General features: G+C 60.8%; 11 protein-coding genes and 6 pseudogenes. 9 read left to right on the forward strand and 8 right to left on the reverse strand.

The genetic code is table 11. The features are described from left to right. Positions 1-163 (forward strand): annotated as a pseudogene (locus EOA33_RS10450) (gfo/Idh/MocA family oxidoreductase); the annotation flags it as partial. A 297-nt stretch (positions 164-460) separates the two neighbouring features. Beyond that, a pseudogene (locus EOA33_RS10455) lies at positions 461-562 on the forward strand (ATP-binding protein); the annotation flags it as partial. 140 nt (positions 563-702) lie between these two features. On the opposite strand, the pseudogene EOA33_RS39700 reads toward EOA33_RS10455, so the two are convergent. From EOA33_RS39700 to EOA33_RS10470, 3 genes and pseudogenes are all read right to left on the reverse strand, one after another. Further along, positions 703-843: pseudogene (locus EOA33_RS39700) on the reverse strand (AAA family ATPase); the annotation flags it as partial. 106 nt (positions 844-949) lie between these two features. Further along, complete coding sequence (locus tag EOA33_RS10465) at positions 950-1549, reverse strand: UPF0149 family protein (RefSeq protein ID WP_127405577.1); 600 nt, start codon at positions 1547-1549, stop codon at positions 950-952. Beyond that, positions 1546-2601, reverse strand: coding sequence for an IS66 family transposase (locus tag EOA33_RS10470; RefSeq protein WP_348628228.1), 1056 nt, complete (start codon positions 2599-2601; stop codon positions 1546-1548). The genes EOA33_RS10465 and EOA33_RS10470 overlap by 4 nt, the downstream gene beginning before the upstream one ends. Positions 2602-2654: 53 nt before the next feature. Between EOA33_RS10470 and EOA33_RS10475 the strand changes: the two genes are divergently transcribed. The 6 genes from EOA33_RS10475 (at position 2655) to EOA33_RS10500 (ending at position 8568) form a co-directional block, all read left to right on the forward strand. Next, positions 2655-3890 (forward strand): tyrosine-type recombinase/integrase, encoded by a 1236-nt coding sequence (locus tag EOA33_RS10475; protein WP_127405578.1) that lies wholly within the window; start codon positions 2655-2657, stop codon positions 3888-3890. Beyond that, positions 3887-4579 (forward strand): tyrosine-type recombinase/integrase, encoded by a 693-nt coding sequence (locus tag EOA33_RS10480; protein ID WP_127405579.1) that lies wholly within the window; start codon positions 3887-3889, stop codon positions 4577-4579. The genes EOA33_RS10475 and EOA33_RS10480 overlap by 4 nt, the downstream gene beginning before the upstream one ends. A gap of 140 nt (positions 4580-4719) precedes the next feature. After that, complete coding sequence (gene istA / locus EOA33_RS10485; RefSeq protein WP_127405585.1) at positions 4720-6183, forward strand: IS21 family transposase; 1464 nt, start codon at positions 4720-4722, stop codon at positions 6181-6183. Continuing rightward, positions 6183-6998, forward strand: a complete 816-nt coding sequence (gene istB / locus EOA33_RS10490; protein ID WP_127405580.1) for an IS21-like element helper ATPase IstB — start codon at positions 6183-6185, stop codon at positions 6996-6998. Before istA ends, istB begins: the two co-directional genes overlap by 1 nt. Positions 6999-7238: 240 nt before the next feature. Further along, positions 7239-7580, forward strand: coding sequence for a tyrosine-type recombinase/integrase (locus EOA33_RS10495; protein WP_127405581.1), 342 nt, complete (start codon positions 7239-7241; stop codon positions 7578-7580). Beyond that, a complete protein-coding gene (locus tag EOA33_RS10500) occupies positions 7573-8568 on the forward strand; it encodes a tyrosine-type recombinase/integrase (RefSeq protein WP_127405582.1) in 996 nt (331 codons plus the stop codon). Before EOA33_RS10495 ends, EOA33_RS10500 begins: the two co-directional genes overlap by 8 nt. Positions 8569-8665: 97 nt before the next feature. On the opposite strand, the gene EOA33_RS10505 is transcribed toward EOA33_RS10500, so the two are convergent. The 3 genes from EOA33_RS10505 to EOA33_RS10515 form a co-directional block, all read right to left on the reverse strand. Further along, positions 8666-9292 (reverse strand): IS66 family transposase zinc-finger binding domain-containing protein, encoded by a 627-nt coding sequence (locus EOA33_RS10505; protein ID WP_245482294.1) that lies wholly within the window; start codon positions 9290-9292, stop codon positions 8666-8668. Positions 9293-9365: 73 nt separating this feature from the next. Beyond that, entirely contained in the window at positions 9366-9716 is a 351-nt protein-coding gene (gene tnpB / locus EOA33_RS10510) for an IS66 family insertion sequence element accessory protein TnpB (protein ID WP_127405583.1), read from the reverse strand. Beyond that, entirely contained in the window at positions 9713-10123 is a 411-nt protein-coding gene (locus EOA33_RS10515; protein WP_245482295.1) for a transposase, read from the reverse strand. Before EOA33_RS10515 ends, tnpB begins: the two co-directional genes overlap by 4 nt. Positions 10124-10482: 359 nt before the next feature. On the opposite strand from EOA33_RS10515, the pseudogene EOA33_RS10525 reads away from it, so the two are divergent. After that, positions 10483-10635 (forward strand): annotated as a pseudogene (locus EOA33_RS10525) (transposase domain-containing protein); the annotation flags it as partial. A gap of 294 nt (positions 10636-10929) precedes the next feature. On the opposite strand, the pseudogene EOA33_RS10530 reads toward EOA33_RS10525, so the two are convergent. Continuing rightward, positions 10930-11445: pseudogene (locus EOA33_RS10530) on the reverse strand (transposase); the annotation flags it as partial. A gap of 175 nt (positions 11446-11620) precedes the next feature. Next, positions 11621-11997: pseudogene (locus tag EOA33_RS10535) on the reverse strand (glutamate dehydrogenase); the annotation flags it as partial.

Raw genomic sequence — 11997 nt, forward strand, 5'->3', positions numbered from 1 at the left:
GATCTACACGGAGGCCGCTCACGCCATCCACGCCGCCAAGCAGGGCGTTGCGGTCGACAAGGCCGTCATATATCCGACCGTGGATGACGGCGTGAAGGGCGTCGTGTTCGTTCAGGCCTGTGTGACTTCTTCTAAAAGGAACGGTGCCTGGATCAGCGTGTAAAGGCCGTATTCGGAAATCGAAGTTTTCTCGAAACGAATTCGAGTCCCGCCTAGTCTAGGTGGTGTAATTTCTGGGGTGTGGATATGGTCGTAGCAGATACACTCTCTTTACGAGAGGCGTGGCCACAGTATGCGTGTCGAATATATCTCGCTGTTCGGGGCCCTTGAGATCATTAAAGATGCCAGCCTCAACATCTCAGATGGTGAGATTGTAATTAGTGGGATGAAGGAATCCTGGCTCGTATAGGCTGTCCGCGACTTACCGAAATCGGTGTCCGGGACTTACTGAAACACGCATCTCGAAATCCTCGAAGACCGGTACGGGCGTCGCTCAACGCTGGTGACCAGCCAACTCCCGGTGGCCCGCTGGTTCGATCTGATCGGCGATCCCACCTGCGCGGCGACAACTATGGTGGCCGGTTCATCGGCGACTATGATGGCCGGTGGGATCGCCCGTCGGGCCCGTGTCAATGGGCACCGAAGTCTCCGCGAATGTGGGCATGCAATTTTCCCTACCTGACAGGCGAAGGGGCCCGGTGATCAGCCGGCATCTTGATCGTCGGATTTCACTCCTGGCGGCCGGCCGCGTTTTTTCGGCGGCGGAGGCGGGTTGATGTGTGCTTTGGAGCGAACATGCTCGGGAACAAGATCCGCGTGCTGGCGCAAGCGGTAGCTCGATCCCATCCGCGGCGACAGCTACCGGCTCGTAAGCGTTGCACCAAGGCGCCTTTCCTGAATCGTCTTGATGGTTGATTAGGTCGCTCGTTGGTTGGTGCGCCGGCGGCGATCACTCGGGGTCGTAGTGGGTGACGTAGTGGAGTTCGCGAAGAGCGGGGACGACCAGGGCGATGTCTTTGTAAGCCTCGTGCTCGATGAAGCGCGCGGTCTCGGGCCCCGGCCTGGGCTTGCCGAGGACGGGCCGCCCTTTTTTGTCGACGCAGTAGATCAGGATCGGCAGCAGCAGGCCGTGGTTGGGGTTCTTGAGGTCGAGGAGCCGTTTCCAGCGTTTGATGTTGAGATTCATGGCCGCGTAGAATCCTTGGCACCACGGTCGCGGGTCGATGCCGCCGCCGGGCTTGGTGGTGAAGCGGGGCGCATAATCCTGCGGTCTGTCGAACAGCGTCTCGTTGATCCGGTTGTGGATCCTGGCGAGGCTGGCAAACACGGCGTGATCGGTTGCAGAGCCTTTGGCCAGGATGTCGCGCGGCAATCCCATGAGCGGGCACATCCAGTCTTGCGGGTCCGCGAACCGCGGCCCGGTGACCGATGCCGTTACGAAGCCATCCAGCGCCGACATGGTTCGCACCAGCGGGCGGGGGTTGGTCTTGGCGGCCATCCAGGCCTCGAGGGCCTCGTCCGACAGCGCCATGTCATCGAGCGCGCTCATGCCGCCAGGGGGAGCGTCATCTCTTGGCGGCGCACCCAGTTCCAAGGCATCAGCTCATCCCAGCGCGAGGCTGGCCAGTCGTTCTGGATGCGCTCGATGACATCGGCCATGTAGGCTTCGGCATCGACGCCGCAGAGCTTGCAGGTCTCGATGATGCTGAGCACGACAGCGGACCGCTCGGCCGCGGCGAAGCTGCCCGAGAAAAGCCAATTGCGCCGGCCGACCGTAAAACCACGAATCGCGCGCTCCGCAATCAGGTTGTCCGGCTCGAGCTGGCCATCGTAAAGGAAGCGGTTGAACGCGCGCCATCGCTTGGTGCCATAGGCGAAGGCCTTGGCGATATCGGCATGGCGCGACAAACCGTTGGCCTGGCGCATGAGTTGTCGTCGCAGCGCCCGAACCAGGGGTCGGGTTCGTCTTCGTCGTGCGGCCAATCGCTCGGCCGGCGGGAGCCCCCGTATCTCTTCCTCGATCCGGTAGATCGCCTGGATACCGGCCATGGCCGTCGTGCTGAGCTCGGTCGGCTGGCTGTCGTGAACGTCGAATATCTTGCGACGCAGATGAGCCAGGCAGGCGGCTTCTCGAATGGCGCCGCCCCTGTAGATCTGGTTGTAGCCACTGAATCCGTCGGCCTGCAGCGTGCCGGCAAATCCGGCGAGTTCGGTCATCACGCTCTCGCCGGCGCGGCCCATGGTGGCACGATACCAGGCGATCGGCGGCTCCTGCGAACCCGAATTGCGGTCGTCGGCGACGTAAACCCAGAGCGCGCCCTTGTGCGTCTTGCCGGTGCCGGGCGCCAGGATCGGAAGCCGCGTGTCGTCGGTGTGTAGCTTGGTGCGGGTACGGCCGATCTCACGGATGCGGTTGTAGATCGGGTCGAGCAAGGCGGCGGCGTAGCCGGCGCTGCGCGCCAGCGTGGATCGCTCGATATCGACGCCCTTGGCGGCCATCATCTGGGTCTGACGGTAAGATGTTGCGCATAGGATTATGCTGCGGAGGCTCCATTTCGTCCCAGGTTTCAGGCGATCTTGGGTAATCTCCGCAACATAAATTCCTGATGCGCCGGTGCCATGATCAGGGCTCCAACAACAAGGAGACCCGGATCATGTTTGAGATTCTTTTTGGACAACCGTGCACGATTGCGCGCTATCGTTCCGCTCCATTGCTCGAAGAGCGGCTTCTGTATCTTTCGCATTGCGAGTGTCTCGGCATCAAGATTGAGACATTGCGGAAGATCGCCTTTCACCAGTTGGACTTGGTGCACATTCTCGACTTGCACGACAACGATAGTTCGAACTTGCCCAAGATTGAGAACGCATTTCGGCGATGGTCTTCACCCACGGAACGCAAGTCACGACCTCGCGCACGTCGGCGTTTCTTCGGCCACGCTGAGCGATGGATGCGCTTTATGGGCTGGCTTAAGGAGTCGGGAGCCAGATGCCACTCCCGTACGCGCGAGGTCGCCGTCTTTGCCACACGCATGGCTTCCGAACGCGGATGGGCGGATACGACCATCGATGATTGTTGTCGAGCGGTCGACAGCTTTTTCGTCTGGCTGGATGAAAGAGGTGTCGATCTATCATCGGCAGGAATCTCTTTTTTCGATCAGTTTATCGCGCATTGTCATGCGCGTGGCGTTAGTCGTTCAACGACCTATCTCTATGCGCAACGACTTCGTTGGTTCGTACGGTTCGCCGAGCAGCAGGGCTGGTGCAGACCAGGATTGGCCGACGGTATCATGCCGCCGCGACGCTATCCAGGCGAGGCGATTCCGAAGGGATTGAACCGGGATGAGGTCACCCGTCTACTTGCTACCGCGGAAGGACACCATCCCCACGACATACGCGCCCGCGCCATCCTGATGCTGCTGATCACCTACGGTCTGCGTGCCGGAGAAGTCAGCGGCCTTCAGCTAGGAGATTTAGACTGGCAACAGGAGGTGTTACGGGTACGCTGCCCCAAGCCCGGACGTACCCATCTCTATCCGCTGTCACCAGATGTGGGGCAAGCGATCCTGCGTTACTTGCGTGAGGTTCGTCCAGCGCACCCTGAACGGACACTGTTCCTGACGATGAAAGCCCCGATTAGGCCGCTTAGCCGGGGAGTAATTAAGGGGATCGTTTTTACTCGCCTCAATGACCTCGGAATCAAAGGCAAGCGCCGCGGCCCGCATGCGTTACGTCATGCCGCTGCCCAGCATCTCCTGGACCAAGGTTTATCGATGAAAGCGGTCGGCGACTACCTCGGCCATCGAAGCACGGCGGCTACCGCGATCTACGCCAAGGTCAATCTCAATACTCTTCGCGAGGTTGCAGAGATCAATCTGGAGGGGCTGCTATGATTCTTCGTGACGCGGTCGACCACTATGTCGCATGGCGGCGAGCCCATGGCGCCCGATTTATCACCAGCGCAAGGACATTGTACCAATTTTGCGATAGCTGCCCTGACAACGCGTGCTGCGATGCGGTTACAGAGAGCGAAGTACGCCGCTTTCTCGCCGGAACCGGTCCGCTCACGCGTTTCCGTGCGAACAAGTATGCCGCTCTCGCCGGATTTTACCGTTATGCGATCAGTCGCGGCTATGCAGTCGCGTCGCCGCTGCCGGCGGCGGACGAAGAGCCGCGGGCGCCGCGATCAGCTCCATCTTACATTTACTCCCGTGAGGAACTGCAGCGCTTGTTTGGGGGCGTTAGGATCAGCCGCAAGCGCGCCATCCGGTTCGACGCCGAGACCTTCCATATGTTGCTCTTGATCCTGTATGGCGCGGGGCTGCGAACCAGCGAAGCACTCCATCTGACCATGAAGGATGTCGACCTTGCAGACGCCATCCTGACAGTTAGGGACACCAAATTCTACAAGAGCCGTCTCGTTCCCGTTGCGCCTCAACTTGCCAGCGCCCTTCGAAGTTATGCCGGACTGCGCGGCGACAACTACGGTGGCCGGTTCACCGACGACTATGATGGCCGGTGGGATCGCCCGTCGGGCCCGGTCGTAGCGAGGGGCGGAGCCCCGACCGGAGAGCGGGTCTGATGGGCGGGCGCGACAGAAGCCCCTGCGAGGGGATCTGATCGGGGCGCGTGGAGTGGTGGTATCGGAACACCTATCGAATATAGCAGCGATAGGTACCGATGCCTGGCCTCCACATCACCGATCAACAGGTACATCGTTACATGTCTCAGCGTCGTCACCACACCCAGGCCGTTGCGGCCGCCAAGGCCGGTATCAGCGAACGTAGTGCACGCCGGATCGACAAGAATCCGCAGCTGCCATCCCAGAAGAAACGCGAGCGGCACTGGCGCACCCGGCCTGACCCCCTCGAACCGATATGGCCACGCGTGGAGGAGCTGCTGAAGATCCCAGGTATCCTCTCCGTCACCATTTTCGAGACTTTGCAGGACGAGTTCGGGGAGGCCGCCGTCCCCGATGGCGTCAGGCGGACCCTCGAGCGCCGGATTGCCCGGTGGCGGGCCCTGAATGGGGGCGAGAAGGAGATCTTCTTCCCACAGCATCACGAGATCGGCCGCCAAGGCCTCCTGGATTTCACCGTCGCTGACGATTTGCACGTCACCATCGCCGGCCAGCGCTTCGACCATCGGCTCTTTCATTTTCGCCTCGCCAGCAGCGGCTGGGAGGATTCAGCGGTCGTGCTGGGTGGAGAGAGCTTCACCGCTCTGTCCGAGCACCTGCAGGATGCGCTGTGGAAGCTGGGAGGCGCACCCGCCGAGCTGCGCAGCGACTCCTTATCGGCCGCCTACAAGAACCTCGACGCCGACGCCCAGCGCGATTTCACCCGCAACTATGAAGCGCTGTGCCGGCATTATGGCATGACGCCGACGCGCAACAACAAAGGTGTCGCCCATGAGAACGGTTCAATCGAAGCTCCCAATGGCCACCTGAAGCGACGGCTCGATCAGGCCCTGCGCCGCCGCGGCAGCCGCGATTTCGCCAGCATCGAGGACTACCGCCGCTTCGTCGATCAGGAGGTGGCCAAGCAGAACCGACGCCGCGCCAGGCTCGTGGATGACGAGCGCCGCGTCCTCAAGACGCTGCCGCCGAAGCGAACCACGGATTTTACCCTGGTCAGCGCAGACGTCACCCGCAACAGCACCATCAGCGTCGACCGTATCACCTATTCGGTCCCCTCGCGCCTCATCGGCTACCGCCTCCATGCCCATCTCTATGACGACCGGGTCGAGTTCTTCCTCGGGCCGGACCAGGTGATGACCGCCGACCGGGTCCGCGTCAAACATGCGGAACGAGGACACAATATCGATTTCCGGCACTTCATCGGCAACCTGAAGCGCAAGCCCCAGGCCCTGCGCTATCTGGTCTACCGCAATGCCTTGTTCCCCAGCCATGCCTATACCCGGGCATGGCAGGCGCTCGATGCAGCTCTCGATGCCCGGCAGGCCTGCCGCGACATGGTCGCTCTCCTCGATATCGCCGCCAACGGCAACTGCGTCGATGCCCTGGCCCTGCGTATCGAGGCCGCGCTCGATAGAGGCAAACTCCCCAATGTCGCCAAGCTGAAGAGCGAGTTCCTGCCCACGGTCAGAAGCCGTGTCGACGTCACCATCCCGCCGCCCGATTTCGCCGGTTACAACCATTTGCTCGCCAACGCACAGGTGCTGTGATGAGCAGGACCAAGGATCAGGCCGCTGCCGTGCTGCCCACCCTGCTGTCGGCACTGCGCCTGCCCAGCATCAGCCGCAACTGGAAGCATCTCACCGACACCGCCGATCGCGATGGTTGGCCCGCGGCCAACCTTCTTGCCTGCCTGCTCGAGATCGAGATGGCCGAGCGCGCCTCTCGACGCATCCAGCGCCATCGCGAACAGTCCGGCTTGCCTGCCGGCAAGACCTTCGCCACTTTCGATTTCGACTTTCCTTCCGGAATCCGAAAGCCCCATTTGCTTTCCCTGGCCACGGGCGAAGGCTGGATCGAAAGCGGCGGCAACATCCTCATTTTTGGCCAGAGCGGCACCGGCAAGACGCACGTGATTGCCGCCATCGGCCACGCCCTTATCGATGCCGGTCGCCGCGTCCTGTTTTCCACAACCACCGATATGGTGCAGAAGCTTCAGGCCGCTCGCCGCGAGCTCAGTCTCCCCTCGATGCTCGACAAACTCGACAAGTACGATCTCATAGTCCTCGACGAGCTCTCTTACGTCCGAAAGGACCAGGTGGAGACCAGTGCCCTGTTCGAGCTCATCGCTCACCGATACGAACGACACTCCATCGCCATCACCGCCAACGAGCCTTTCTCCGGCTGGTCGGACGTCTTCCCAGGTCCCGCCATGACGGTCGCGGCCATAGACCGCCTCGTGCACCACTCCACCATCATCGAGATGAACGGTGAGAGCTATCGTAAGCGAGCCGCCGTCGCCCGCGGCGCCGGCATGCAAAACGTCAACGACGAACCAGACGACCCGCCCAACCGGTCATCGTAATTGCCGCTGACGAATTTGCTCGCCGCAGATCTGCGGGCACCTCCCGCCCGTCACGCTGCCCCAGCGACAATTACAACTCCGATAATTGTCGCTGGCCAGTTGCCAGACAACCGACCCGGTGATACCCAAATCACACCACTCGGCGCTGCCTTCCACCGGCCATCATAATCGCCGCCGACCGGTCTCCATAATCGTCGCGCTACAGCCGGACGCCGTTCGGATCGCCCCCTGCCTGAAGGAATGGCGTCTGCATTTCTTGCAAACCGCGACGGAACACAGGTAAGGAAGCACAATGTCGACCATGCATTCAAACGGCTACTCGAGCATGTCGGAATCGCCCGTAGGGATGACGGCCGACGCACCCCGTGTCTCCACGCTCTGAGGCACACCGCAGCCGTCCATCGGCTGACGTCCTGGTATCGCGACGGAGCAGATGTGCAACGGCTTCTACCGGCGCTCTCGACATATCTCGGCCACGCCGACCTGGACGGCACAAGCGTCTACCTGTCGATGACACCGGAACTGTTACACGAAGCATCGGCCTGCTTCGACCGCTACGTCAACGGAGGCCACCATGCGTGATCTCCGTACGCTCGGCCCCTGGCTTCGGCGCTTTCTGGCAGACTACATCGTTACTGAGCGCCGTCTCGCCCGCAACACGCAAATGAGCTACCGCGACAGCTTCACGCTGCTGCTGCCATTTATCAGTACCAAGGTCCGCAAACCAGCGGATCGTCTAAATGTCGAGGATATTACTCCGGCACTCCTACTGCAGTTCCTTGCTCATCTTGAAGAGAACCGCAGCTGCTCGGTACAGACCCGCAACCAACGCCTGACGGCGATCCGATCCTTCGCGCGCTTTGTCGCCAGCCGTGACCCAGCTCATCTTGCCTGGTGTGCGCAGATCCGTGCCATCACGACAAAGAAGGCCGCACCGCAGCCGATCTCGTGGATGAGCAGGGACGAAATGGAAGCGCTGTTAGCGGTTCCCGACCGCCAGACGTTACGCGGCCGGGCTGAGCATGCCTTGTTGCTCTTCCTCTACAACACAGGAGCGCGGGTCTCGGAGGCTACGAGATTACAAGTCGGCGACCTTCAGATCAGTCGGCACCGCGACAACCATGCGCTTGTCACTCTTCACGGCAAAGGCAACAAAATCCGCCAATGTCCGCTGTGGCCGCGCACGGAGGATACGCTCGGCGAACTCATTCGTGGCAGGGAAACCTGCGAGCCCGTCTTCCTCAGCCGCCATCGCAAACGATATACCCGTTTCGGGGTCTATCGGCTTGTCGAGCGATGTGCGGCACAGGTGCCATCGCTTGCTGCACGGCCGATCACACCGCACGTGGTCCGCCATACATGCGCTTGCCATCTGTTGCAGGCGGGTGTCGACCTTAACACCATCCGTGCATGGCTCGGACATGTAAGCCTTGAGACCACCAACATTTACGCCGAAATCGATATCGAGATGAAAGCGAAAGCAATGGCGCTTTGCAGCGCCGCCGCTCCGCGACCGGAAAGGCCGTGGAAAGAGGACAAGGGCGTGATGGCGTTCCTGAATTCTATTTGAGTCCAAGAATTTATGTTGCGGAGATCACCCAAGATCGCCTGAAACCTGGGACGAAATGGAGCCTCCGCAGCATAATCCTATGCGCAACATGTTGATTTCAACATTTACGGTAGCACGGCAGATGATAACCCCACTTGGCCATCATGATATGGGCGAGCGCGGCATAGCTGAGCTTGCCGCGCGCAATGGCCTTAATCGGTGCCGGCGCCTGAACGATCTTATCGCAGGTCCGGCAGCTATATTTGGGTCGAACGGTCTCGATCACCTGCCAGGCCTGGACGACCAGGTCGAGCATCTCGTCGCTATCTTCGCCCATGGCGCGCAGAGCGCCGCCGCAGCCTGGGCAGCATGCGCAAGACGGCTCGCGAAGGATCCGCTTGCGCGGCAGGTTGGGGTTGAGCTTGCGCACCGGCAGCACCCGGACCTTGTCGGTGTCAGCGACGATGGGCAGCTCGATATCGGACACGCTGGCGGCGACATCGGTCTCGAGATCTTCGAGTTCGAGCAGCATTTGGCCCAGCTTCTCGGACGAGCGTCCGAAGGCCTTGCGGTTGAAGCGATCGATCCGCAGCTGCAGGCGCTGAATGCGAAGTGCGGCCTCCGCGCGCTCTCTGCGCAGCTGCTCATCGCGTTCGGCGATGGTGATGTCACGGGCAGAAACGGCCGCCTCCAGAAGCGCGATCCGGGCAAGGAAATCAGCGGTTGAGGGAGCTTGTTCCGACACCCAAATTACATACCCGAAAGAGCTCCTTCGAGGAAGCAAAATCGACACAAAATCAATAACAAACGAGCAAAAATTAGCCAGCCAGACGCGGCCGATAAGTCTTGCTCGGCCGGCGCCAGTCGATCCCTTCCAGAAGGAGCGAAAGCTCCGCCTTGGTAAGCGAAACGGCGACCTGATCCTTTGTGGCTGGCCAGGCAAAACAGCCATCGGTCAGTCGCTTTGTGAACATGCAGAACCCCTGGTCGTCATGCGCCAAAATTTTTATGATATGACCCTTGCGTCCCCGGAAGCAGAAGATCGCGCCAGTGTGCGGATTGAGCGCGAGCACCTGCTGCACCATCCGTGCGAGGCTATTGATCCCGCGGCGCATATCGGTCGCGCCGCAGCACAGGTAAATCTGGTCGGTCGGCACCACCGTGATCACCTGCTCAACTCCGCCAGGACGATGCGCAGCGCTGCCAGATCGACGGTCCCGTCGATCCGCAATCGCGCGCCGCTCGGGAAGGCAACGACGATCTTGCCGGCCGGGTCCGGGCAATAGGCGGCGGGCCGGTCGACCTCAGGCAGATCGTTCACCTCGATCCGTGCGAAGGTCGCCACCGCCTCGTCGACATCGAGCTCGCCGCCGGCCATCTGCTTGCGCCACGCATAGAGCTGTGACGGAGCTACGCCGAATGCTTGCGCGACCTCGGTCACCGACGACCCCGCCGCGCTCGCAAGGTCGACCAACGCGCGCTTCTCCGCGCAACTCCACAGCCTCCGTTGCCGCGCGCGGCCGGGCATCGTTGCACGATCTTCGGCCGCCGCGGCGCCGCAGTCCTCGGCGACCACATCGCCGTCTGCATGTTCCAATGTCATGGCGCGAAAGCTCCATGTTCATCGGCCCATTGCAAGGTGCCTTGGTGCAGCGCTTACCACACCGCTGTTGTCCATTAAATTTAAGTGGACATTAGCGGCGCGACGTAACCGTCACCAGGCGGCCGTGCTCGTACGGATACGACTCATCTCGGCGCAGACGACGGGATCCACCATCCAGCCCGGCATCGAAACGACAATGCCAGAGGGGCCTTCCACTTTGAGGAACTGGCCGGTCGCCCGCTGCTCTACACGTCGCACGCTGACTTTTCGGCCGAAATAGGGATGCCAGGGATAGTGAACCTCTCGCTCTTCCCCGACATGGGCAGAATGAACGGGCGATGGCTCTCGGCAGAAAGTCCTGGCTGTTCTGCGGTTCCGATCGCGGCGGACAGCGCGCTGCCGTTCTCTACAGCCTGATCGCCAGCGCCAAGTTGAATGACATTGACCCTCAGGCCTGGCTCGCCGATATCCTGGCGCGCATCGCGGCACACGACTCCGCAGGCTCGTCGTATTGCCATTGTGATGCCGGGGTCAGTTTTGGAAGCCGTTTGACAGGGGGGCCACAGTAGCCCTTGCGAGGGGATTTGATCGGGGCGCGTGGGGTGGTGGTATCGGACACCTATCGAACATAGCAGCGATAGGTACCGATGCGTCGTCGGGACTATCAGAGATTTCGTGTCAGGGCGGGCTGGTTGACATTTATGCAGCCATTGCCCTGCTGAAGCGCTCGCCGAAGAGGACGGCGAATTGGGCCTTAGCCATCGCCCATTCACGGGATTGACGCGCAGCGCATCGAAGAACACCAGCGGGTAAACGGGGTCCAGCGGCCGGCCCTGCCAGGCGGCAACCTCTTCCAGGACGGCATCGGTCACCGTCGAGATCAGGTCCGGCGACACTTCAATGCCGTACAATTCCCGCAGATGGCCGACGATCTCGCGGGTGCTCGTGCCACGTGCATACATCGAGATCACCTTGTCGTCGAAGCCGGGAAAGCGGCGTTGGTATTTGGTGATCAACTGCGGGTCGATGCTGGCTTCCTGGTCGCGCGGGAATCTCCAGCTCGAAGCGCCATTGTCGGTCGTCATCGTCTTCTTGCCGTAGCCGTTACGGCGGTTGCCGGCCTCTTCATTGCCATCGAGATGGTGATCCATCCCTGCGTTGAGCACCCGCTCCGCGAATGCCTTCTTCAGATCGTCGATCAAGCCATTGGGGTCGAAGATCGTCTTCGGATCGGCGTCGGCCAGTAGCTGGTCGACAATCGCATCAGGGATCTTCGGTTCTTTGCGTCGGGCCATTGGGGAATCATTCTCCTTTCTTCCCACTATGCCCGCCCCGACACGAAATCTCTGATAGTCCCTGGCGATCACGCAAAAGGCATGGGATGAGAGAGTAAAATGCGGTTGCAGTCATCAGGTGATCCAATCAGCATGCCGGGCCATCCAACCGCGTCCACCCTTCCGAAACAGAGGTTCAAATCCCTATCGCCTCGTAGGCATCAGCAACCTGACGAATGGATGCCACATAAGCGGCCGTCCTATAGTCGCCCAGTTCGGGCAGCGCCTCGAGAAGGTCAGAGATACGCGTCCAGGTACTGCGCATGACATCTTCCAAGCCGGAGCGCACAAGGTCGATCTCAGCACCTCCTTCCAGGAATTCATCGCGAATGTCGGGTGGAAATTCCTTTCCGGTCATTCGTTCGAGTACTGTGGCGATCGTCTGGTTGCGCCGCTCCCGGCGCCGCCTTTCCATCAGCCCGAACGGAATATGTGTAAGATTCTTCACCCACTCAAAATAACTGACAACCACACCGCCGGCGTTGACATAAAGGTCAGGAAGGATAATTACTC

Source organism: Mesorhizobium sp. M4A.F.Ca.ET.050.02.1.1 (genome assembly GCF_003997725.1).
Lineage (GTDB): Bacteria > Pseudomonadota > Alphaproteobacteria > Rhizobiales > Rhizobiaceae > Mesorhizobium.

Bases quoted from the DNA above. Each gene is read 5' to 3' on its own strand.
- EOA33_RS10465 (WP_127405577.1), bottom strand. From the start codon at position 1,549: ATGAGCGCGCTCGATGACATGGCGCTGTCGGACGAGGCCCTCGAGGCC.
- EOA33_RS10475 (WP_127405578.1), top strand. From the start codon at position 2,655: ATGTTTGAGATTCTTTTTGGACAACCGTGCACGATTGCGCGCTATCGT.
- EOA33_RS10480 (WP_127405579.1), top strand. From the start codon at position 3,887: ATGATTCTTCGTGACGCGGTCGACCACTATGTCGCATGGCGGCGAGCC.
- istA (WP_127405585.1), top strand. From the start codon at position 4,720: ATGTCTCAGCGTCGTCACCACACCCAGGCCGTTGCGGCCGCCAAGGCC.
- istB (WP_127405580.1), top strand. From the start codon at position 6,183: ATGAGCAGGACCAAGGATCAGGCCGCTGCCGTGCTGCCCACCCTGCTG.
- EOA33_RS10495 (WP_127405581.1), top strand. From the start codon at position 7,239: ATGGCGTCTGCATTTCTTGCAAACCGCGACGGAACACAGGTAAGGAAG.
- EOA33_RS10500 (WP_127405582.1), top strand. From the start codon at position 7,573: ATGCGTGATCTCCGTACGCTCGGCCCCTGGCTTCGGCGCTTTCTGGCA.